This window comes from Streptomyces sp. P6-2-1 (assembly GCF_050613165.1).
Classification (GTDB): domain Bacteria; phylum Actinomycetota; class Actinomycetes; order Streptomycetales; family Streptomycetaceae; genus Streptomyces.
Map to the genome: position 1 here is coordinate 6,978,413 of NZ_CP192513.1, position 21,670 is coordinate 7,000,082.

Below are 21,670 nucleotides of genomic sequence, written 5' to 3' on the forward strand. Positions count from 1 at the left end.
GCATCCTCGTTCCCCGCCCGAGACGCGCCGGCGGCGAAACCGGCCGCCCTTCCCCTCAGCCTTCGAGGAGTTCGGCCAGTACCTGCGCGGGGTCCTGGGCGGGAGGCCCCGCGGGCCACCAGGTGCCGGACCGGTCCCGGTAAGGGTACCAGCGCCTGTCGCGGCCATAGCGCAGTTGCAGGCCCCGCGCGGGCAGCGTCCAGTGGTTGTCGCGCACGACGGGTTCGGGCAGGTCCTCGTCATCCCAGCCCGTCGCGAGCGCCGCGGCCGCCCGGGCGGCCGCGGGTTCCCCCGGGTGCCAGGGCTCTTCGAGCGCCTTCAGGCCCTCGGCGCCGCCCCAGCGCCAGGCCTCGGCCGCTCTGTCCAGCTCGTCCGGGCGCTCGCACGCCGCGCGCAGCCGCGCGGGCACCCGGGGATCGGGGTGCGTCGCGGCGATCCGTACGGTGTCCTGCCACAGGCTCAGCGGGCGAGGCGGCTCGGCGGCCGTCCCCAGGACGTACGCGAGGAGACCGGCCGCGCGTGCGGAGGCGTCCGTGACCAGCCGTTCCAGCGGGTCCGCGGCGACGCCGGTGGCCGTCTCGGTGGCGTCCTCCGCGGCCTCGGGCGGGGGAGGGAGCGCCGGGAGGAGGACGCGTGGGCGTGCGTAGGCCTCGGCGGGAGGCGTCCCCTCGGGAGCGGCGGCGTCGCTCGGCTCCGCGGGCTCCGGTTCCGCGGCATCGCTCTCGCTCATGGCGCGCAGGAAGAGGACCGACCTCAGCTCGTCCGAGGCCGACGGCAGATCCCGGCCGCGTACCAGGAGCAGCAGCGCCGGGTCGTCGTCGAGCAGCCACGAGAACTGCCACGCGAGCGCGACCGCGTGCGCGCACGGATCGTCGGGTACGTCGCAGCCGCACTCCGCGTCCAGCTCGCCGTACCCCGGGAGCAGCCCGGCGCCGACGTCGTCCGCCGCCTCCAGGAGTCCCGGCGGCAGCTCCCCGGAGAGCAACGCGTCCGTCTCGGCGGGCCGGTCGGCGGTCCGCTCCCAGAGCGCCTCCCACCGCGCTTCGTCCAGTTCGGGAAGAGCGAGCGTCACGGTGTACGGCTCCTCCGTGCCCTCGTACACCTGGGCGGAGAGGTGCCCGGGACCGACCGTCAGGGGACCGAGCCGGCCCGAGCGGGCCACCGCCTGTCCCTTCCGCAGGGACTCCCCGAGCGGCCAGCCGTCCGCCACGGAATCCGCCCACGCCTGGCTCCACCGGGACCTGCCGCGGGCCCGGCCGCCCCTGCGGGCGGGGAAGGCGGCGAAACCCCGCGCCCGGTGCTCGTGTCCGCCGCTCATCCCACGCTCCTCAACGCCACCAGGCTCGCCAGCTCGTCGTTCCCCAGCCGGCTCAGCGCCCCCTCGCCGCTGCCGAGTACCGCGTCGGCCAGTTCCCGCTTGGACTCCATCAGCGCCGCGATCCTGTCCTCGATCGTGCCCTCCGCGATCATCCGGTGCACCTGCACGGGGCGCGTCTGCCCGATGCGGTGGGCCCGGTCGGTCGCCTGGGCCTCGACGGCCGGGTTCCACCAGCGGTCGTAGTGCACGACGTGCTCGGCCCGGGTCAGATTGAGCCCCGTGCCCGCCGCCTTCAGCGACAGCAGGAACACCGGCACCTCGCCGTCCTGGAAACGGCGGACCATCTCCTCGCGGCGCCGCACCGGCGTTCCCCCGTGGAGCAGTTGGGCCGCGATGCCCCGGTCCCGCAGGTGCCGGTCGATGAGCCGCGCCATCGCGACGTACTGGGTGAAGACCAGCACGGCACCGTCCGCCGCCAGGATCGTGCCGAGCAGTTCGTCGAGGAGCGCCAGCTTGCCGGAGCGCCCCGACAGCTCCGGCTCCGCCTCCTTCAGGAACTGCGCCGGGTGGTTGCAGATCTGTTTGAGCCCCGTGAGGAGCCGCAGGACCAGACCACTGCGGGCGATCCCCGTGGCGGACCGGATCTCGGCCAGCGCGCCGCGCACCTGCTCCTCGTAGAGGGCGCTCTGCTCGGCCGTCAGCGACACCGGGTGGTCCGTCTCGGTCTTGGGCGGCAGTTCGGGGGCCACCCCAGGGTCGGACTTGCGGCGGCGCAGGAGGAAGGGGCGGACGAGTCCGGCGAGCCGTTCGGCGGTGGCGCCGGGGCCTTCGCCGGGGCGCGCGGCGGACCGCTCGGCCTCGATCGGCGCGATCCAGCGGCGGCGGAAGCGGCTGTACGTGCCGAGCAGTCCCGGCGAGGTCCAGTCCAGCAGTGCCCACAGCTCGGAGAGCCCGTTCTCCACGGGGGTCCCCGTGAGCGCGACCCGCGCACTCGCGGGGATCAGGCGCAGTGCCCTGGCCGTGGCGGACGAGGCGTTCTTCATGTGCTGGGCCTCGTCGGCGACGACCATGCCCCAGCGGTGCGCGGCGAGCCGCTCGGTGTCCAGGCGCATCGTGCCGTAGGTGGTCAGTACGAAGCCGCCGTCCGCGCCCTCGACGCTGCGGCCGGGCCCGTGGAAGCGGCGCACGGGGGCGCCGGGGGCGAACCCGCGGATCTCGCGTTCCCAGTTGCCGAGCAGCGAGGCCGGGCACACCACGAGGGTGGGGCCGCGGCTTGCCTCGTGCTCCTGGCGGTGGAGGTGGAGCGCGATGAGCTGGACCGTCTTGCCGAGACCCATGTCATCGGCGAGGCAGCCGCCGAGCCCGAGCGAGGTCATCCGCGCCAGCCAGTCCAGCCCGCGCAGCTGGTACGCGCGCAAAGTCGCCGCGAGCGCGGCGGGCTGCTCGGCGGGCGCCTCACCGGCTGTCAGCAGGGCGCGCAGAGCATCGAGCCAGGGCCCGTCGGTGACGGCCACCTGCGTGCCGCCGATCTCCGCGTACCCGGTGAGGGCGACGGCGAGCGCCTCCACGGCGGTGAGCGGCGGCAGTACGCGATCCCTGGCCCTGCGGGCGAGTTCGGGTGCCACGAACACCTGCCCGCCGCGCAGCCGTACCACCGGCAGCCCCGCACCCGCGACGTCCGCCTCCTCCTCGGTCAGCGGCTCGCCGTCGAGGCAGAGCTGCCAGCGCAGGTCCACGGTCCCCTCGTCGCCGAGGAAGGCACGCATGTCGGTCGGCGGAGTGCGGTCCGCGCCCACGACGGCTCGCGCGCTCAGCCGCCCGCCCGTCCCCTCCGGCCAGCGCACGGGGACGCCGTGCGCCCGCAGCCGTGCTCCGGCGCCGCCCAAAAACTGGCCGAACTCCTCGTCGCTCAGGTCCATATGGCGCGGGACGGGCAGCAAACGGGCAAGGGGCTCCCACACGGAGGCCGCGCGGCGCACGGCCCGGACGGTATCGGCCCGGGCGAGTGGGCCGAGCGGGTGCGCGGCGCCGTCGAAGAGGTCGGCTGCGGGCACTTCGACGGTCGGGTCGGCGAGATCGGAGACGAGAGGGACGAGCCGCACGGCCGGAGCGCCCGCCGCGTCGGCCGTCCGCACGGAGAGGGAGACCCGCACGCCCGCGTCCAGGCCGACCGCGATCCCCTCCGCCCAGGAGCGCAGGTGCGGTACGTGCTGGGGCGCCGCCGCGGCGAACGCGGCCCGCCCTGTGGCCACTTCGGCGGCCGCGCTGCGCGGCAGGGTGTCGGCGACGGCGTCCAGGAAGGCGCGCAGCAGGCGGTCAGCGGGGGGCAGCAGCGCGGCCCCCCGCGCGGGTACGGCGAGAGCCTCCGGCGGCGCGGCGGCGGCGAGTTCGCGCAGCCGCACCATGTCCGCCGGGTCGAGCGGGCCGACCCGCCAGGCGTCGTACCCGCCGTCGGACACGCCCGGCAGGACCCGTTCGCGGGCGGTCAGGTGGAGCGCGAGAGCGGTGGCCGCGCCCCAGTAGGCGGCAGCGTCGTGGACCGCTTCGTGCCCGTACGCGCGCCGCGCCAGCGCCAGGACGGGCAGTGCGTCGCCGACGGACAGCCACAGCACCGGGACCGTGCGCCGCCCACGGGCCGTGACGAGTACGGCATCCGCCCCGTCCGCGCCAGGCAGCGGGGGCGGGGCTCCGCCCTCCGGGTCCCAGAAGGCCAGCCTTCCGGTGCGCGGCGGGTCGGCGGGCGCGAAGGCTGCCGCGTACCGTGCCAGTCGTCCGGCGTGCTCCCGCGCGATCCACACGATGGGTCCCCCGCTCCGTAGGCCCGGGGCCGCCGATCGGGGACGCCCGATCGGCAGGCCCGGGTGTGCCAGGCCCCGCCTCTCGCTCAGGCGGATTCCGCGCAAGCTAGACCCGTTCCCCGCATTGAGCAAACTTGACTACCGGTCGGTCGGTGTGTCCCGCCGTCCGCGGGCCGGCGGCCTCAGCGCTCGTCCTGCGGCAGGCAGCGCGCGGTGACCGTCTCCCGCCACCTCCTGACGACCCGCGCCCGCTCGCGCAACAGGTCCGGGCCTCGGCACGCTCCAGGTCCACGAGGAGAACGGGCGCGGCCGCGCGCACGTCCGGCTTCCGGTCCTACGCGGTCAACGACTCGCGCGGCAGCCGCAAATACTCCTCCGTGCCCTGCGTCGTCATCTCGTACCCGGTCCCAGGCGGACCACCCGCCGTGGACGGGGCGATCACGTGCGCGTGCAGCGGCCCCTGCCTCCCCATCCGCTTCAGGGCGTGGTGGATCGCCCCGGGTTTGGCACGGGACCACTCGTGGGCGCCCCGTGCTCCTGGTCGTTGCGCACCTGGTCTCCGTGGGCCCGCCCGTGCCGTCGCACGGCACCCAGCACGAGAAGACGAACGGCCGACATGCGCCCCAGAGGAAGGGCTCGTGCGCAGACCCGGGGGAGCGCGGGAGCGGGGCGAAGGGGCGGGGGACGCGGTGCCCTGCGCGGTCGTGCCCCGGTGGGCGGGCGGTCCGGTCACCCGCGTTGCCTTTCCGCGCCGCCCTGCCGCTAGTTTGGGTCCGGAGAGCAAGCGGGCCCGTGGGGCGAAGGTGCACGGGGGACTGGAGGGCGGGAAGAGTGTCGCTGCGTGTCGGGGACCCGGCCGAGATCGGCGGCTATGTGCTGGAGGCACGGCTCGGCTCGGGCGGGATGGGGACCGTCTTCCTGGCGCGCACGGGCTCGGGGCGGCCCGTCGCGATCAAGCTGATCCACCAGCAATTCGCCGCCGACGACGAGTTCCGCACCCGCTTCCGGCAGGAAGTGGCGGCGGCACGGCGGGTCAGCGGAGCCTTCACCGCGGCCGTGGTCGATGCCGCTCCCGACGCGGAGCAGCCGTGGATGGCGACGAGCTACATCGAGGGGGACACGCTCAGCCAGCACATCGCGGCGAAGGGCCCGCTCGGTGGCGCCGCCCTGCGCCGGCTCGCCATCGGCCTCGCGGAGGCCCTGCGCGACATCCACCGGGTCGGCGTCGTCCACCGTGACCTCAAGCCCTCCAACGTCGTGCTCTCGCCCGAGGGCCCGCGCGTCATCGACTTCGGCATCTCGCGGGCCGCGGACCAGCAGACGCTGACCATGACGGGCCGGATCATCGGGACGCCACCGTTCATGTCCCCCGAGCAGTTGCAGGCTCCGCGCGGGGTGGGGCCGCGCTCGGACGTCTTCTCGCTCGGGACCCTGCTCGTCTACTCGGTGACGGGCCACGGGCCCTTCGACGCGGACAGCCCGTACATGACGGCGTACCAGGTGGTGCACGAGGAGCCCACGCTCGACGCGGTGCCCCAGCCCCTGCGCGCGGTCGTCGAGCGGTGCCTCGACAAGGAGCCGGAGCGGCGCCCTTCGGCGGACGAACTCCTGGTCCTGCTGCGGGACCTGCCCGCCGACCTCGGCGCGACCGCCGGGCAGGGCGAGGGCCCGGCCCGTACCCGCGACGCGCGCACCGAGCACGACCTGACACCCCCCACCCCTGCCGCGGGCCTCGCGGACCCGCGCCAGGACCCGAACCCCGCGGCTCCGGCGGCGGAGGCGGCCGCGATATCCCGCCGCCGGTCGCTGCCCCGTCACTGGAGGCCCGCCCTCGCGGTGGCGGTCGCTGTGGTGGCGATCGCCGGCGGGGCCGCCGTATTCGCCTCGCGCGGTGCCGACGGCCCGGCCGGCGGCACCACCGGCCGCACCGTCGCGGCGCCGGGCGGCACGCTCCCCGACGGATTCGCTCCGTGGCGCACGACCGTCAAGGGCGGCCAGGCGGACATCCCCGACGAACTGCGCTGCGTCGCCCGCGAAGAGGCGGTGTTCTGCGGGGGCGGCGGAGTGGTCGCGGCCCGGCTCAAGGCCTCCGACGGCTCGCGGGTGTGGACGGTCAAGAGCCCCGGAGTCCCCCGGCAGGGGATGCACCTCGTGGGCGCGACGAAGGACACGGTGCTCGGCTACCGCTTCGGCGCGCCGGACAGCGCGCACGGCGAGGTCGTCGCCGTCGACGCCGACACCGGCCGCACCCTGTGGTCCGTGCGCTCGGGCGCCCAGTCGCAGGCCGTCGCCGGGCGCTCCCTGGACGCCGCCGTCATCGGTTCCGCCGTCGTCACGGTCGACGCCTCGGGCTCCCGCTTCGAGGCCCGCGAGGCGCACAGCGGCGACCTCGCCTGGACGAGCCCGTTCCCCGCCGGGACGCAGTGCGCTCCCGTCCCGCTCGGCGCACGGCTCCTCGCCCTGTGCGCGAGCACGGAGGAGGTGGACGCGCTGGAGATCCGCCACCCCGCCCTGTACACGGTCGACCGCGCCTCGGGGGCACTCGGCAAGCCGCTCGCGCTCAAGGGCCCCGTGGTGCCGATGGGCGCAGACGGCGGCAGGCTCGTGCTGCTCAGGGAGCACCGCGAGGGACCGGCGCAGGCCGGTTACGAGGGCGTGACGCTGGCCGACCCGGACACACGCGAGGTCACGTACTCCGCGTTCGCGAAGCCGTACGAGGGAACGCCCGGCATCGCGAACGGCACCGTGTACGTGAGCAGCGGGACCGGTCTCGTCACGGCGATCGACCCCGCGACGGGACGGCGGAAGTGGGCGCGGCAGACGGGCGTCGAGGGCGCCTCGGGGCCTGTCGCCGGAGGAGGCGCGCTGTATTTCAGCTCCGCCACCGGGCGGGTGGTCGCCCTCTCGCCGTCCAAGGGCACGCAATTGTGGACGACGAACCCGCGCGCCGACGGGCTCACCGGCGAGCAGGGCGCGAGCCCGCGCGTCACCGTGGCGGGCGGCGCGCTGATCGTGGCGGCGGCCAAGAACACGCTCTTCGCCTTCGACGTGGGGAAGCCGCCGAAAGCGGGCTGACGGCCGCCCGCACGGGGGAGTGCGGCGAGGGGAGCGTCCACCGCCGGTACCTGTGACACCACGTGGGTTCCCTCGCCGGTGCCGCACCTGTTCCGCGACGTCGGCGGGGCTGTCACGGGGCGGTCGTGCCGCTCGCCGGGGTGGCCGGCGTGCCGTGCCGGGCCGGGCGGGCCGCCGGTCCGCCCGCGTGGTGGAGGTTCAGTGCGCGGAGCGGCGGCCTCCATCGCGGAGCGGTGCCCCGGGTCCTCCAGGCGGTGCCCGAAGTGCGCCTCCGGATTGCGCCGGCGGTAGCGCACCGTCCGGGCGTGCACACCGAGCGAGTCGCCCACCTGGTCCGCGGTGCCCCGCGTGGTGAGCCACGCGTGGAGCGTCTCCACGAGCCGGGTGCGGCGGGTCCCTGAGACCTTCGCGAGGGGCGAGAGTTCGCGCTGGGCGACCTGGCGGACGAGCGGGATGCCGGAGAGCAGCCACAGCGCCATGAGGTGGTCGGCGGTGTGCGGGAACGGGGTCTCCGGCAGGACGCTCTCGTCGACGAGCTGGAGGACGTGGCGGGCCCAGCGCAGCGAGTCGGCCGCGTGGGCGGTGGGCACCATGAGCCCGATGACGAGCCGCCCTTCGAGTACGGCGGTCTCCAGCATGGTGCGCCGCTCCGGGGTGAGCGGGCCGGGGACGAGGAGGTGGGGCTGGGGCGCGCCGCGGTCGGAGAGGACGTCGGCGGCGAGACCCGCTTGCGTGTGCTCGGGAGCGGGAGCGGGAGCGGGGGCGCGCAGCGCGATCATCGTGACCTCGTCCGGCACCTGCCAGCACGCCTGCTCGCACAGGTCGCTGATGGTGGCGTGGTGGAGCGGGGTGCCCGCCAGGAGCAGGTGCAGGAGCCGTCTTCGTACCCTCTCGCCCCCGGCGCCCGCCCGCGCCTCCCTGTACCCCTCCAGGGACAGCGCTTCCAGCTCCCCGATGGACGAGAAGAGCGACTCGGCGAAGGGCAGGAGCAGTTCGGGCGAGAGGCCGAAGCGGCGGCCCAGGGACTTCGCGCGGCGCAGCGCGACCCGGGCGCCGAGGCGGTAGGCGCTCTGGAGCGTGTTGAGGTCGCGGCCCTCGTAGGCCTCGACCCTGCCGCACGTGCGGAGCAGCTCGTCCCGGCTCGCGGTGGAGGCCCGCGGGTCGGCGACACGGTCGACGAAGCCGCTGAGGCTCTTCTCGACCCCCTGCCGGATCGCCGCCTCGTTCGGTCCGTCGAGCAGCGCGGCGTACTCGGGGGTAGGCGCGCGTCACCTCGACGCCGATCCCCTTGATCAGGCCGGGGATCTCGGGGCACATGATCCGCGCGAACTCGCGCGGTAACGGACTGGGGGAGTCCTCGACGTCGGTGGTGCGGGTCGGCAGTTGCACGGCAGCCTCCTTGCTGTCTGGGCCGTTGAGCAGCACCCGGAAGCTCCTCGCCGTCCGGCAGGAGGGGCCGACGTCCAGTGGTGTGCCGTTGACCACGACGTTGTGGAGGCGCAGTGACTGCTGGAAGACGATGCGGGCGAAGGCGCTGGTGGGATCGTTCATGTGGGGCTGCCCGGTGAGGACCGTGACGTCGCTCGTATCGAAGGACACGCTCGCCGACACGGGGAGGTAGCCGAAGCTGAGGAAACCGGCGCGGGCGTCCGGCAGGTGGATCTCCGCCAGTGACCAGATCTGGTTGAAGCCCTCCGCGCCCGGTTCGGGGCCCCAGTCGCCGAGATCGGAGCGGACCACACCCCGGACCCGCATCAGCGCGGGCTTGCCCGCCGGGTCGTTGATGACCATCGAACCGTTCTGCTTGCGCACGGTGCTGATGCCGACGGCGTAGGCGCACAGGGGCAGGCCGTCCAGCGGGATGGGATTGAAGTGGGACGGGGGCGGCGGCTCCGAGACGCTGGTGTCCAGCTCGCCGCTGGGCATGTCGTCGCACTCGTCGGGCCAGGACACGGCGGGCTCGTCCTCCTGGGGCGCCGCGGTGACGTCGTCCTCGGGACCTTCCTCCCGCGCCGTCGGCCCCGAGGGGTCCGTGCCGGGTGGGGCGGACGGGGTGTCCTCGGGTACGGCCGCGACCTCCGGTACGGCGACATCCGCCACCCGGGGCTCCTCGCCCGGTGCGGGGGAGCAGGCGAGCGACACCGGAGCACCTGCGTCCGGCTGGAGGGTGAGACGTACCTCTGCGGCGAGCAGCCGGACCCGCCCCGACGTGTTCACGGTGATCGTGGGGACCTTCCCCGAGTAGAGGAGGGCGAGTTCCGGCCCCCGCGCCGGGATCTCCGTCACCTCGGCCGTCAACGACCGTCCGCTCGGGCCCGTTCCTCGTTCTGCCGGACCTCGACGCCGAGCGCGAGCGCGCCGCTCACCTCGCGCGCGTCCGGGAACGGGAGCGCTCGGGCAGCACGTCCGCCCCGGGCGGCCCCGTCCGTCCCCCGACCCGTCCTCCGGCGGCAGCCCCGACCCCTCCCCGGGCCCTTCGGACCCCGGCTCCTCGCCCACCGGATCGACGCCCCCTGCGGAGCCCTCCGAGACCCCGGACCCCTCGGCGACCGACGACCCCGGTACTCCCTCGCCGAGTCCCTGCCCCTCCGAGAGCGCCGGCGAGTCCCCGCCCGACGAGGCGTCACCCGCCGCGCCCGGCACCACGGACCCGACGGTGCCGCCCTGCGCGACGCCGTCCGGACTGCCCGGCCGAACGGAGGCCGCCGGCGCCCGCGCGAGGGGCGCGAGTGCGGCGGGACGGTGCGCGGCCCCGGCAGCCGATGCCCTGAGGTGTAAAGCGCGCTTGACAGTTCCCGCAGGGTGACAAGTAAGCTTTACACGTGCGAAACAGTGTCAGGAAACTGCGGTCGTCGCGAGGGCTCTCCCAGGGACAACTGGGCGCAGCGCTCGGAGTCTCCAGGCAGACGATCAACGCCATCGAGACCGAGCGGTACACACCGTCTCTGCCGCTCGCCCTTTCTCTGGCCACGTTCTTCAAGGTCGGCGTCGAGGAGATGTTCCATGCCCAAGAGGGCCCAGCAGATGACCAGTGACGCGGCCGGGCGATCCGTCCCCGGCTTCTTCCTCGTTCTCGGTGCCGCCTGCCTCGTCGCCGCCGTGTGCGGAGGGAGCCTCGTCCCCGGCCTCGTGGCGTTCGGCGTCCTGGCGGTGTGCAGTCTGGTCCTGGCGCTCCTCGGGCGCCGGAGCGAGACCTACCAGGGCCTCACGGAGAGGGAACCCGACGAGCGCTTCGCCCGGATCTCCGGGCGCGCCTGGGCGGGTACGGGTGTGGTACTCACCGTGGGGAATCTCGGCGCCTTCATCGGTGAACTGGCCTCCGGGCGAAGCGGCGATCCCTATTTCTGGTTCGTCGGCACCGCGGCCATCGCCTACGTCGCTTTCGTCGTCTTCTGGTCGCGTCATTCCTGAGGCCCAAGGCCGCTGCGGCCCGGAGCGTGCCGCGCTCCGGGCCGCAGCGGCCCCGTACCGTTCCCGCCCTACTCCGTCTTGATGGCCTGGAGCGGGTCGAGCCGGGCCGCGCCCCTGGCAGGCCACAGCGCGGCGAGGACACCGACGACGGCCGCGCTCGCGAGGAAGACGAGCAGGCGGGTCACGGGCACGTCCATGCGGTACGTCGGGACGTCCCGGCTGATCGAGCCACCGGCGACCCAGCCGAGGAAGAGCCCGAGCGCGACTCCGAGCACCGCCCCGAACAGGGAGATCGCCACCGACTCCAGTCGCACCATCCGCTTGACCTTCGCCCGGTCCAGGCCGATGGCGCGCAGCATCCCGATCTCGTGCCGCCGCTCGAAGACCGACATGGCCAGGGTGTTGACGACGCCGAGCACCGCGATGAGCACGGCCATCGCGAGCAGCCCGTACAGCATCTTCAGGAGCATGTCGATGGCGCCCCCGATCTCGCCGCTGATGGCGGCCCTGTCCTGGATCTTGAGGGCGGGGTTGGAGCCGAGGGCCTTGACGAGCGTGTCCTCCGCGGTGTCGCTCGCGCCGCCCCGCATCCGGACGAGGACCTTCTCGTCGGTGATCCTCGACAGGTGCGGGTCGATGACGGAGGCCGGCACGTAGACACCGTTGAGCAGGTCGTTCGGCCGGTAGACGCCCGCGACGCGCAGGCGGGCCCTCCCGCCGTCGTCGTCGAACGTGACGGTGACGTCGTCACCGGTCCGCAGCCCCCGCTCCGCGGCCGTCTCCCGGTCCACGAGGACCGCCGTGCCGCGGAGGTCCTGGAGCGAGCCGCTGTCGAGATCCAGGTCGACGAGGCTGCCGAAGCTCTTCGGGTCGATGCCGGAGAGCCGCCAAGGGGTGCCACCGACCTCGCCGAACGCCGTGCGCACAGGGCTTGAGGCGGTGACCTCGGGGAGCCCGGCCACGGTCTTGGCCACCTGCGGCGAGAGATCCTCGTAGTTCGCCATCGAGACCGTGTAGTCGGCCTTGAGCGAGTCGGCCGCCATGCGGTCGATCGCGCCGCTCGTCGAGGTCGCCACCACCGTCATCGCGGTGATGAGGGTGAGGCCGATCATCAGGGCCGAGGCGGTGGAGGCGGTACGGCGGGGATTGCGCACCGCGTTGAGCCTGGCGAGCCTTCCCGCGACTCCGAAGAGCCGCAGGAGCGGTGCCGCCGCGGCGGCGAAGGGGCGTGCGAGCAGCGGCGTCAGGATGATGACACCGACCATGACGATGCCCGCGCCCGCCGAGACGACGTAGTTGTCGTCCGTGAAGAGCAGCACCGTGCCGAGGGCGACGACGAGGGAGCCGAGGGTGTTGCGGACGACGAGGCCGCGCACGCTCGGCGCCGCGTGGACGCTGTTCATCGCGGCGACCGGCGGGATTCTCGCCGCCCTGCGGCCCGGCAGCCACGCGGCCGCCATCGTGACGCCGACGCCGATGAGCAGCGAGACGAGCACCGTGCGCGGGGCGAGCACGAGCGGCCCTTCCGGCAGTCCCGCGCCTCCGGCCTTCAGGAGCGTCTGGAGCAGGACGGCGACACCGATCCCGAGCACCCCTCCCGCGACGGCGGCGACGAGGCCGATGAGGAAGGCCTCGGTCAGTACCGAGCGCGTCACCTGGCGGCGCGAGGCGCCGACCGCGCGCAGCAGGGCCAGCTCACGGGTGCGCTGGGCGACGAGCATCGTGAAGGTGTTGGCGATGATGAAGATCCCGACGAAGAGCGCGATCCCCGCGAAGATCAGGAGCACCTGGCTCGTCGAGCTGGTCTCCTGCTCGATCACCCGGTCCTGCTCGGCGGAGAGCGCGGCCCCGGTACGGGCCTCGGTGTCCCGGGGGAGGATGCCGCGTACGGAGCGGAGCAGCGTGGACTGCGAGGTGCCCGGTGCGGCCTTGACGTCGATCTCGTCGTACTCCCCGTCACCGAGGACGCGCAGCGCCGTGACGTTGTCGAAGAGTACGAGGCTGCCGCCCGCCAGGACGTTCCCCTCGTCGGTGTCGAAGACGCCCGAGACCTTGGCCTTCGTGACCGAGCCGTTCGTCGAGAAACGGACGGTGTCGCCGACGCGGAAGCCGGTGTGCGCGGCGGTCCGGCTGTCGAGGGCGACCTCGTCCGCCGTGGCCGGTGCCTTGCCGCCGACGAAGGCCCAGCGGGGGTCGTTCCCCTTTGCGTCCGGGTAGTAATTGGCTCCCCTGCTGCCCCAGTCGCCGCCGACGAGCTTGCCGTCCTTACCGGCGAGGGCCGTGAAGCCGTTCACGCTCCCGAGCGCCGACCGCGCGCCGGGGAGCGCGGCGGCCTTCCGCACGAGCGCCTCGGTGAGCCGCGGAGTGCTCGTGCCGCCGTCCTGGCCGGGGCCCGCGCGGCCGTCCGGCTCGATGGCCACGGAGACGTGGTCGAAGCTCCTCGCGGACTTGTTCTTGTAGGCGGTGCCGAAGGTGTCGGTGAAGACCAGGGTGCCGGAGACGAAGGCGACGCCGAGCATGACGGCGAGCACGGTCATGAGGAGCCTGGCCTTGTGCGCGAGCACGTTGCGCAGGGCGGTACGGAACATGGGCGGGCGATTCCTGACGTGGTGGACAGGGACCTTCGCGGGTCCCTGCGGGGCGGGGGGCGGCGCGGGCGTCAGCTGACGCGGCCCCTGCCGTCGAACGCCTTCATGCGGTCGAGCACCCGCTCCGCCGTCGGGCCGTGCATCTCGTCGACGATGCGGCCGTCCGCGAGGAAGACGACCCGGTCCGCGTAGGCGGCGGCCACCGGGTCGTGCGTGACCATCACGACGGTCTGGCCCAGCTCCCGTACGGACTCGCGCAGAAAGCCGAGGATCTCGGCGCCGGAGCGCGAGTCGAGGTTCCCCGTGGGCTCGTCGCCGAAGACGATCGCGGGGCGGGAGGCGAGCGCGCGGGCCACGGCGACGCGCTGCTGCTGGCCGCCGGACAGCTCGCTCGGCCGGTGCTTGAGGCGCCCTTCGAGGCCGACCAGCGAGATGACCCGCTCCAGCCACTGCTTGTCCGGCTTGCGGCCCGCGATGTCGAGGGGCAGCGTGATGTTCTCCCGCGCCGTCAGCGTCGGCAGCAGGTTGAAGGCCTGGAAGACGAAACCGATCTTGTCCCTGCGCAGCGCGGTGAGCTGCTTGTCCTTGAGCCGCGACAGCTCCGTGCCGCCGAGCTGCACGGAGCCCCCGCTGAAACTGTCCAGCCCCGCCACGCAGTGCATCAGCGTGGACTTCCCCGAGCCCGAAGGGCCCATGATGGCGGCGAACTCGCCCTGCCGGAACGCGACCGAGACGCGGTCCAGGGCGAGCACGCGGGTGTCTCCCGTCCCGTAGACCTTGGACAGCTCCGTGGCGCGCGCGGCGACGGCGGTGGTGGGGGGCGAGGCGGGGGTGACGTGGGGGAAAGCGGTCACGGGTGGGGACTCCTGCGAAACGGAACGGTGACGACACAAGCCATCGTTCCCGCCGGGGCCCCCTCGTGAAGACCCTCCCAAGTGGTGTCTTCACGAGGCACTTGAGTCGGACCCCCGGACCACTTCTCCGCCTTGAGTATGACGTCCGACCCTGAGGCCCTTCAGGGGACGGCCGGACACGGAGGACGGAAGACCGCGGAGGGACGCGGCGCGGTGTCCCCGTATTCAAGAGGTGCACGCTTCTTGACGGCCCATTGGTGCATACCTATGGTCTGTCAACAACGTACGCATTCGAGCGTGCGAACTTCATTCACATACGGGAATGAGTTCTCATGGAAGCTTTCTCCCGGCGCCCCCACCGCGGCCGGTCCTCCCCCCACCTCCTCGTCGCCGCGACGCTCGTCGCCCTCGTCGCCGCGCTGCTCGCCCGCCCCGCCGCGGGCAGGGCCGAGGCCGCGCCCGCCTCCTTCACGCACCCCGGTGTCACCGTCTCGCAGAGCCAGCTCGACTTCGTGCGCGACAAGGTGCAGGCCGGGGCGCAGCCCTGGAAGGGCGCCTTCGACCAGATGATGGCGAGCAAGTACGCCGATCTCGGCCGCACGCCGAAGCCGCGCGCGACGGTCGAGTGCGGCTCGTACTCCAACCCCAACTACGGTTGCACCGACGAGCGCGAGGACGCGATCGCCGCGTACACCGACGCCCTCGCCTGGTACCTCACCCGCGACGAGCGCTACGCGCAGAAGGCGATCCAGCTCATGGACGCCTGGTCCGGGACGATCCAGGACCACACCAACAGCAACGCCCCGCTCCAGACCGGCTGGGCCGGCTCCTCCTGGCCCAAGGCCGCCGAGATCATCAAGCACACCTACACGGGTACGTGGGCCCAGCGCGACCGCTTCGACACGATGCTCAGGCAGGTCTACCTCCCCGTCGTCATCAAGGGCTCCAACTCCAACGGGAACTGGGAGCTGACGATCCTGGAGGCGGCGATCGGCATCTCCGTCTACCTCGACGACAAGGCCTCGTACGACACCGCCATGTCCAAGTTCCGCACGCGGACGGCCGCCTACGTCTACCTGGAGTCGGACGGCGACCTGCCGAAGACCGTCCCGAGCCAGAACCTCGACACCCGCCAGAAGATCATCGACTACTGGCAGGGCCAGTCGACCTTCGTCACCGGGCTCACGCAGGAGACGTGCCGCGACTTCACCCACACCGGGTACGGGATCTCCTCGATCTCGCACGTCGCGGAGACCAGCCGCATCCAGGGCGAAGACCTCTACGGCACCGACGTCGGCGAGCGCCTGCGGCAGGCGCTCGGCTTCCAGTCGAAGTACGAGCTGGGCGAGGCGCCGCCGAGCTGGCTGTGCGGCGGCAGCGTGAACCGCGGCCTCGGCCCGGTCACCGAGATGGGCTACAACGCCCTGCACAACCGTCTCGGCATCGCCATGACCAACACCCAGCGGCTCACCGAGCAGCAGCGCCCCGCGGGCAGCAACAACCTCTTCGTCGCCTGGGAGACCCTGACCCACGGCGACAACCCCAACTGACCTCAGGGGGTACGAGGGAACGGGGTGCCGTCCGGGCGGCGGGCGGCACCCTCGCCCACCCGCCGCCAGGCCAACTCGCCTAGAATCGCGACACCTTGATCAACAAGGCAGGGCAAGCAGGGAGTTGACGATGGCGGAATCGCAGGACGCGGGCACGGCGCCGAGGATAGACACCAGCAAGCCGCACCCCGCGCGCATGTACGACTGGATGCTCGGAGGCAAGGACAACTATCCGGTCGACGAGGAACTCGGGCGCCAGATGGTCGCCCTGGAGCCCCAGCTCCCGCTCATGGCCCGTATGAACCGCGCCTTCATGCGGCGCGCCACACGCTGGCTCGCCACACAGGGCGTCGACCAGTTCCTCGACATCGGTTCCGGCATCCCCACCGAACCCAATCTGCATCAGGTCGCCCAAGGAGTACGGCCAGGAGCCCGCGTGGTCTACTGCGACCGGGACCCGATCGTCATGGCCCACGCCGAAGCGCTCCTCCACGGCACCCCCGAGGGCGCACTCGACTTCGCGCTCGTCGACGCGCACGACACCGAAGCGGTGCTCGCGCTCGCCGCCAAGACCCTCGACCTCTCCCGGCCCGTCGCCCTCTCGCTCGTCGCGCTGCTCCACTTCATCCGCGACGAGGACGGTGCCCACGAACTCGTCACCGCCTTCAAGGACGCTCTGGCGCCCGGTAGTTACCTCGTGATGTCGCACTTCACCGCCGACTTCCACTCGGCCGAGGACGTGGCGAAGGCGAGCGGCACCTACCGCGCGAAGGGCCTCACCGCCGCGCTGCGCACGCGTGCCGAGTTCACCCGCTTCCTCGACGGCTTCGAGACCGTCGCACCGGGCGTCGTCCTCGCCGAGGAGTGGCACCCGGAACTCGGCGAGCGGGTGCCGGGGCAGGAGGGGCAGGTCAGCTCGACGTACGCGGCGGTGGCGCGGAAGGCCTGAGCGCGGGGCGGGGGCTCGGCTTCGCGCGTACGGCGTGGTGTGCCTCACGCCTCCTCGCGCAGCCCGGCCTCCACCGCCCGCGCCGCCGCGTTCAGCGTCGCGACGAGCGTGGGAAGCTCGCCCGGCTCGTAGCGGACGCGCGGGAGCGAGAAGGAGAGCCCGGCGAGCGCCGTGCCGTCGGGGGAGCGGACCGGGACGCCGACGGCGACGAGGCCGCGCTCCGAGCGCTCGCGGTTCACGGCGAAGCCCGTACGGCGCACCCGCGCCAGCTCACGGGAGAGCGCCTTCGCCTCGGGGCGGGCGGAGGGGCCGTCGTGCGGCTCCTCCGCGGCGCGCGGCGCGTACAGTTCGGCGAGTTCCCCCGCGCTCAGCTCCGCGAGCAGCAGCAACCCGGCCGTCGTGCGGTGCGCGGGGAAGACCATCCCCTCGCGGGAACCCACCCGCAGCGCCCGCGCACACTCGACGCTCGCGATGAAACGGGCCGTGTCGCCGGTACGGATCGTGAGGTTCGCCGTCTCGCCGCGCAGGTCCACGAGCCGCCGCAGGTGGGGGAGCGCGGCCGCGCGGAGCCGCGCGACACGCGAGCGCGAGTGCGCGGCCAGCTCCAGGACGGGGCCCGCGTGGTAGACGCGGTGCGCGTCCCGTACCGCGAAATCCCGGTAGACGAGCATCGCGAGCAGCCGGTGCGCCGTCGAGCGGGCCACGCCGAGGCGCTCGGCGATCTCCGAGACCGTGAGCCCGCCTTCGAGCTGGAGCATCGTCGCGGCCCGCAGCGCGTGGTCCACGCTCGCGATCGCGTACGCGGGCGGCGCCTTGAACGGCTTGTCCACCGCTTCCACCGCACCTCCTGGGGCCGAAGGATTCTGGAGAGCAGAATCTACAGGTTCGCAGCGCGGACACGTACGAGTCTGGCGGCGTGCCATCGACCTCACCTCGCGGCGAAGAAGCCGCCACTCCGCCCGCCCCGGAGACCGTCCGGAAAACCGCCCCCGAGCCGTCCGTCGCCTCGCCCGTCCGCCTCCGCGCCGAGCCGGGCGAGGGCCGCCCCGACGTCACCCCGGCCCTCGAAGAGCTGTACCGCGGCTTCGCGCGCGAACTCCTCGTCCCGCTGTGGACCGAGATCGGCGACCTCATGCCGCTCAGCCCGCGGTCGAAGGCGAGTCCGCACGTGTGGCGCTGGGAGCGGCTGCGCGCCCTCGCCGCGACCGCGGGCGACCTCGTCCCGGTCGGCCGGGGCGGCGAACGCCGTGCCATCGCGCTCGCCAACCCCTCGCTCGGGGGCCGCCCCTTCGCCTCGCCGACGCTGTGGGCCGCGATCCAGTACCTCATGCCGGGCGAGGACGCCCCCGAGCACCGTCACACGCAGCACGCCTTCCGCTTCGTCGTCGAGGGCGAGGGCGTGTGGACCGTCGTGGGCGGCGACCCCGTCGCGATGCGCCGCGGCGACTTCCTGCCGCAGGCCGGGTGGAACTGGCACGCCCACCACAACGCGACGAGCGAGCCGATGGCCTGGATCGACGGCCTCGACATCCCGTTCCAGTACGCCAACGAGGCCCAGTTCTTCGAGTTCGGCCGAGACGTGCTCGACGAGGCCGAGCACGCCACGCCCGAGCGCTCCCGCTCCGAGCGCCTGTGGGGCCACCCCGGCCTGCGCCCCCTCGGAGCCCGCCCCGCCGGGCCGGGCACCCCGCTGCTCGCCTACCGCTGGGAGCACACCGACCGCGCCCTCGCCGACCAGCTCGCCGTCGAGGCCGAGGGCTTCGGCGGCACCGTCGAACCCGGGCACGCCGCCGTCCGCTTCACCGACCCCGCCACCGGGGCCGACGTGCTGCCCACGCTGCGCGCCGAGGTGCACCGCGTACGGCGCGGCGCCGAGACGGCCCCCGTGCGCGAGACCGGGTCCTCCGTCCACCAGGTCTTCGACGGCTCGGGCACGGTCACGATCGGCGATTCCAGCTGGTCGGTGAGCCGGGGCGACCTCTTCGTCGTCCCCTCCTGGCAGCCCTTCTCGGTCCGCTCCGAAGCGGGCCGCACGGACTCCGACGGCGGCGCGCTCGACCTTTTTCGCTTCAGCGACGCCCCCGTCTTCGAAGCCCTGCGGCTCGACCGCCGCACCGTGGAGAACAGCCCCGCACCGCACACCCCGGCACCGCACACCCCCGTGGAAGGAACCCCCGCCCGATGAAGCTCGCCACCCTCCGCACCGGCGGCACCACCCGCGCCGTCCGCCTCGAAGGCGACCGCCTCGTCGACCTCGGCGCCCCCGACCTCGGCGCCCTGCTCGCCGAGCGCGACTGGGCGAGCCGCGCCGCCGCCGCGGGCGACACCTCGTACCCGCGCGAAGGCGCCGACTTCGCGCCGCTCGTGCCCCGTCCGTCGAAGGTCGTCTGCGTCGGTCTCAACTACCGCGACCACATCCAGGAGATGGGCCGGGAACTGCCCGAACACCCCACGCTCTTCGCGAAGTTCTCCGACTCGCTGGTCGGAGCCAACGACGCCGTCGTGCGTCCCGCCGAGACGGAGAAGTTCGACTGGGAGGCCGAACTCGCCCTCGTCGTGGGCGCACCCGTCCGCCGGGCGCGCGGCGCCGATGCGGAGGCCGCGATCGCCGGGTTCACCGTCCTCAACGACATCACGTGCCGCGACTGGCAGTTCCGCACCCGCGAGTGGCTCCAGGGCAAGACGTGGGACTCCACGACCCCGGTCGGCCCCTACCTCGTCACGCCCGACGAACTGCCCGGCGGCGTCCGCCCGAAGCTCGGCCTGAGCCTCAGCGTCGACGGCGAGACCATGCAGTCCGACTCCACGGGCGACCTCCTCTTCGACCCGGTCGCCCTCGTCGAGTACGTCTCGACCGTCGTCCGCCTCAACCCCGGCGACCTCATCGCGACCGGCACGCCCGGCGGCGTCGGCCACGCCCAAACGCCTGCCCGCTTCCTGAGCGGCGGTGAGACGGTCGTCACCGAGATCGAGGGCCTCGGCAGGCTGGAGAACCGCGTCATCACCGAGGATGCCGCCTGATGGCCCGTACTCCCGCACAGGCCCGGGACTGGGCGGAAGCCGGTATCGCGCTCCTGCGCGCCGCCGCGGGCCCGGGCGACGCGCGCCTCGCCGGGCCGAGCCTGCTGCCCGGCTGGACCCGCGCCCATGTCGTCGCGCACGTCGCCGCGAACGCCGACGCGCTCGGCAACCTCGCGCACTGGGCGGCGACGGGCGAGCCGACACCCATGTACGCCTCGCCCGACGAGCGCGCCGAGGGCATCGCGCGCGGCGCGGAGCTGCCCCCCGCCGACCTCGTCGCCTGGCTCGGCTCCTCGGCGGCCGCGCTCGGCCGCGCGATGGACGCGCTCGGCCCTGAGCAGTGGAGCGCCCCCGTCGTCACCGCGCAGGGGCGTACCGTACCGGCCACCGAACTGCCGTGGATGCGGGCACGCGAGGTGTGCGTGCACGCCGTCGACCTGGGCACGGACATCGGCTTCGACGCGCTGCCCGCGCCCTTCCTCGCCGCGCTCTGCGAGGACATCGCCGCCAAGCGCTCCGCCGCCCCGGGACCGGCCGTACGGCTGTACGCGGACGACACCGCGCACGCGTTCACGCTCACCGGCGGCGGCGAAGCCGTCGAGGTGCGCGGCCCGCTCGCCGCCCTCACCGCCTGGCTCGCGGGCCGCCCGCACCCGCTCACCACCACCACGGCCGGGGCGCTGCTCCCCGACCTCGGCCCCTGGCTCTGAGCCCCTGCGCCGGCATCCCCGTACCGGCATCCCCGTACCTGACAGGACGTGTTCCATGACCACCCCCGTACCCCCGGAGACCACGCCCTCCGCACACCCCGGCGACGCCCCCGACGTCCTTGTCGTCGGCGGCGGCATCGGCGGCCTCGCCACCGCCTTCGCCCTCGCCCGGCAGGGCGTCGCCGTGCGCGTCCTGGAGCGCGCCAAGGAGTTCGGCGAGGTCGGCGCCGGAATCCAGCTCGCTCCCAACTGCACCCGCATCCTTGAAGAGTTCGGCCTCCTCGATGAGGCGAAGGCGCGCGGCTGCGTGCCGAAGGCGCTCGTCATGAAGGACGCGCTCGACGGCGAGGAACTGACCCGTATCGACCTCGGTGCCCTGGAGCGCCGCTACGGGACCCCGTACCTCGTCATCCACCGCAGCGACCTGCACCGCCTCTTCCTCGACGCCTGCCGTGCCGCCGGGGTCGACCTGCGCACCGACGCCGCCGTGACGGGGTACGAGAACACGCCGGGCGGCGCGCGCGTCACGCTCGCCGACGGCACGCGGCAGGAAGCCGGGCTCGTGGTCGCGGCCGACGGCCTCCACTCGGTGGCGCGCGAGCACTTCGTCGGCGACGACGTCGTGGACTCGCGCTACGTCGCCTACCGGGCGGCCGTGCCGCGCGAGGAGCTGCCGGGAAAGGCGCTCGCGCTCGACTCCGTGGTCGTCCACGTCGGGCCGCACTGCCACTTCGTGCAGTACCCGCTGCGCGGTGGCGAGATGCTCAACCAGGTCGCCGTCTTCGCCTCGCCCGGAGCCCTCGCCGGCGCTGAGGAGTTCGGCACGCCCGAGGAACTGGACGCCGCCTTCGCGGGGACGTGCGACGCCGTGCGCGACGGCATCCCGCTCATGTGGCGCGACCGCCGGTGGCCGATGCGCGACCGCGAGCCCGTCGAGACCTGGGTCCACGGCCGCGTCGCGCTCCTCGGCGACGCCGCGCACCCGCCGCTCCAGTACATGGCGCAGGGCGCGATCATGGCGATCGAGGACGGCTGGGTGCTCGGGCAGCACCTCGACCGGCTCCGCACCGCCGACGGCGCGCCCGACTGGGACGCCGCGCTCGTCGCGTACGAGGCGGTACGCGTCGAGCACTGCCGCCGTGTCCTCACCACCGCGCGCGCCTGGGGCGCGCTGTGGCACCTGGAAGGCACCGAGCGGCTGCGGCGCAACGCGATCCTGCGGGCCCGGGCGCACGACGACTGGTCCTTCACGGACTGGATCTACGGGCCCACCGCGCTGACCCCGGACGAGGAGGCGGCGATGTTCACGCCGATTCCGCTGGACTCCGCCGACCTCGCGAGGACGGAGCCGGAGGCGGCGGCACGCTGACCCGAGCCGCAGACGGCGACCGCACAC

15 protein-coding genes and 2 pseudogenes are annotated in these 21,670 nt (G+C 73.7%); 10 read left to right on the plus strand and 7 right to left on the minus strand.

Going from position 1 to position 21,670, the window contains the following annotated elements; genetic code table 11:
- Window positions 1-55: 55 nt before the first annotated feature.
- The 3 genes and pseudogenes from ACQYWQ_RS29325 to ACQYWQ_RS29335 all read right to left on the minus strand — a co-directional run.
- Window positions 56-1,318, minus strand: coding sequence for a hypothetical protein (locus ACQYWQ_RS29325; RefSeq protein ID WP_431038827.1), 1,263 nt, complete (start codon window positions 1,316-1,318; stop codon window positions 56-58).
- Window positions 1,315-4,116 (minus strand): DEAD/DEAH box helicase, encoded by a 2,802-nt coding sequence (locus ACQYWQ_RS29330; protein ID WP_431038828.1) that lies wholly within the window; start codon window positions 4,114-4,116, stop codon window positions 1,315-1,317. Before ACQYWQ_RS29330 ends, ACQYWQ_RS29325 begins: the two co-directional genes overlap by 4 nt.
- Window positions 4,117-4,307: 191 nt before the next feature.
- Window positions 4,308-4,734 (minus strand): annotated as a pseudogene (locus ACQYWQ_RS29335) (PadR family transcriptional regulator); the annotation flags it as partial.
- A 213-nt stretch (window positions 4,735-4,947) separates the two neighbouring features.
- Here ACQYWQ_RS29335 and ACQYWQ_RS29340 point away from each other — a divergent pair.
- Window positions 4,948-7,191, plus strand: a complete 2,244-nt coding sequence (locus ACQYWQ_RS29340) for a protein kinase domain-containing protein (RefSeq protein WP_431038829.1) — start codon at window positions 4,948-4,950, stop codon at window positions 7,189-7,191.
- Window positions 7,192-7,303: 112 nt separating this feature from the next.
- Here ACQYWQ_RS29340 and ACQYWQ_RS29345 read toward each other — a convergent pair.
- Window positions 7,304-8,580, minus strand: a pseudogene (locus tag ACQYWQ_RS29345) (helix-turn-helix domain-containing protein).
- A 25-nt stretch (window positions 8,581-8,605) separates the two neighbouring features.
- Between ACQYWQ_RS29345 and ACQYWQ_RS29350 the strand changes: the two are divergent.
- The 3 genes from ACQYWQ_RS29350 to ACQYWQ_RS29360 all read left to right on the plus strand — a co-directional run bounded on the left by ACQYWQ_RS29350 (window position 8,606) and on the right by ACQYWQ_RS29360 (window position 10,602).
- Window positions 8,606-8,812: a hypothetical protein gene (locus ACQYWQ_RS29350; RefSeq protein WP_431039422.1), complete on the plus strand. Its 207-nt coding sequence runs from the start codon at window positions 8,606-8,608 to the stop codon at window positions 8,810-8,812.
- Window positions 8,813-10,013: 1,201 nt separating this feature from the next.
- A complete protein-coding gene (locus ACQYWQ_RS29355) occupies window positions 10,014-10,226 on the plus strand; it encodes a helix-turn-helix transcriptional regulator (protein ID WP_431038830.1) in 213 nt (70 codons plus the stop codon).
- Window positions 10,195-10,602: a hypothetical protein gene (locus ACQYWQ_RS29360; RefSeq protein ID WP_431038831.1), complete on the plus strand. Its 408-nt coding sequence runs from the start codon at window positions 10,195-10,197 to the stop codon at window positions 10,600-10,602. Before ACQYWQ_RS29355 ends, ACQYWQ_RS29360 begins: the two co-directional genes overlap by 32 nt.
- 68 nt (window positions 10,603-10,670) lie before the next feature.
- Here ACQYWQ_RS29360 and ACQYWQ_RS29365 read toward each other — a convergent pair whose 3' ends face one another.
- Window positions 10,671-13,190 carry an ABC transporter permease gene (locus tag ACQYWQ_RS29365; RefSeq protein ID WP_431038832.1) on the minus strand — a complete coding sequence of 840 codons (2,520 nt, stop codon included), beginning with the start codon at window positions 13,188-13,190 and terminating at the stop codon, window positions 10,671-10,673.
- Between the two features lie 71 nt (window positions 13,191-13,261).
- A complete protein-coding gene (locus tag ACQYWQ_RS29370) occupies window positions 13,262-14,044 on the minus strand; it encodes an ABC transporter ATP-binding protein (RefSeq protein WP_431038833.1) in 783 nt (260 codons plus the stop codon).
- Between the two features lie 332 nt (window positions 14,045-14,376).
- Here ACQYWQ_RS29370 and ACQYWQ_RS29375 point away from each other — a divergent pair, with 332 nt between their 5' ends.
- Together ACQYWQ_RS29375 and ACQYWQ_RS29380 are read left to right on the plus strand one after the other, a co-directional pair.
- The gene (locus ACQYWQ_RS29375) at window positions 14,377-15,594 is read left to right on the plus strand and encodes an alginate lyase family protein (RefSeq protein ID WP_431038834.1); all 1,218 of its coding nucleotides are present in this window, start codon (window positions 14,377-14,379) and stop codon (window positions 15,592-15,594) included.
- Window positions 15,595-15,724: 130 nt separating this feature from the next.
- Window positions 15,725-16,543 carry an SAM-dependent methyltransferase gene (locus ACQYWQ_RS29380; protein WP_431038835.1) on the plus strand — a complete coding sequence of 273 codons (819 nt, stop codon included), beginning with the start codon at window positions 15,725-15,727 and terminating at the stop codon, window positions 16,541-16,543.
- 44 nt (window positions 16,544-16,587) lie between these two features.
- Here the strand turns inward: ACQYWQ_RS29380 and ACQYWQ_RS29385 are convergent, their stop codons facing one another.
- Complete coding sequence (locus ACQYWQ_RS29385; RefSeq protein ID WP_431039398.1) at window positions 16,588-17,373, minus strand: IclR family transcriptional regulator; 786 nt, start codon at window positions 17,371-17,373, stop codon at window positions 16,588-16,590.
- Between the two features lie 86 nt (window positions 17,374-17,459).
- Between ACQYWQ_RS29385 and ACQYWQ_RS29390 the strand changes: the two genes are divergently transcribed.
- From ACQYWQ_RS29390 to ACQYWQ_RS29405, 4 genes are read left to right on the plus strand one after another with little or no spacing between them, the layout of a single operon-like run.
- Window positions 17,460-18,728: a cupin domain-containing protein gene (locus tag ACQYWQ_RS29390; RefSeq protein ID WP_431038836.1), complete on the plus strand. Its 1,269-nt coding sequence runs from the start codon at window positions 17,460-17,462 to the stop codon at window positions 18,726-18,728.
- Window positions 18,725-19,564 carry a fumarylacetoacetate hydrolase family protein gene (locus ACQYWQ_RS29395; protein ID WP_431038837.1) on the plus strand — a complete coding sequence of 280 codons (840 nt, stop codon included), beginning with the start codon at window positions 18,725-18,727 and terminating at the stop codon, window positions 19,562-19,564. The genes ACQYWQ_RS29390 and ACQYWQ_RS29395 overlap by 4 nt, the downstream gene beginning before the upstream one ends.
- Window positions 19,564-20,274 (plus strand): maleylpyruvate isomerase family mycothiol-dependent enzyme, encoded by a 711-nt coding sequence (locus tag ACQYWQ_RS29400; RefSeq protein ID WP_431038838.1) that lies wholly within the window; start codon window positions 19,564-19,566, stop codon window positions 20,272-20,274. The genes ACQYWQ_RS29395 and ACQYWQ_RS29400 overlap by 1 nt, the downstream gene beginning before the upstream one ends.
- Before the next feature lie 55 nt (window positions 20,275-20,329).
- Window positions 20,330-21,643: an FAD-dependent oxidoreductase gene (locus ACQYWQ_RS29405; RefSeq protein ID WP_431038839.1), complete on the plus strand. Its 1,314-nt coding sequence runs from the start codon at window positions 20,330-20,332 to the stop codon at window positions 21,641-21,643.
- Window positions 21,644-21,670: the final 27 nt, after the last annotated feature.

What these genes read in the sequence shown, in the direction of transcription:
- ACQYWQ_RS29380 (WP_431038835.1), top strand. Translation starts at nt 15,725, where the DNA reads ATGGCGGAATCGCAGGACGCGGGCACGGCGCCGAGGATAGACACCAGC.
- ACQYWQ_RS29405 (WP_431038839.1), top strand. Translation starts at nt 20,330, where the DNA reads ATGACCACCCCCGTACCCCCGGAGACCACGCCCTCCGCACACCCCGGC.
- ACQYWQ_RS29400 (WP_431038838.1), top strand. Translation starts at nt 19,564, where the DNA reads ATGGCCCGTACTCCCGCACAGGCCCGGGACTGGGCGGAAGCCGGTATC.
- ACQYWQ_RS29395 (WP_431038837.1), top strand. Translation starts at nt 18,725, where the DNA reads ATGAAGCTCGCCACCCTCCGCACCGGCGGCACCACCCGCGCCGTCCGC.
- ACQYWQ_RS29360 (WP_431038831.1), top strand. Translation starts at nt 10,195, where the DNA reads ATGCCCAAGAGGGCCCAGCAGATGACCAGTGACGCGGCCGGGCGATCC.
- ACQYWQ_RS29365 (WP_431038832.1), bottom strand. Translation starts at nt 13,190, where the DNA reads ATGTTCCGTACCGCCCTGCGCAACGTGCTCGCGCACAAGGCCAGGCTC.
- ACQYWQ_RS29375 (WP_431038834.1), top strand. Translation starts at nt 14,377, where the DNA reads ATGGAAGCTTTCTCCCGGCGCCCCCACCGCGGCCGGTCCTCCCCCCAC.
- ACQYWQ_RS29325 (WP_431038827.1), bottom strand. Translation starts at nt 1,318, where the DNA reads ATGAGCGGCGGACACGAGCACCGGGCGCGGGGTTTCGCCGCCTTCCCC.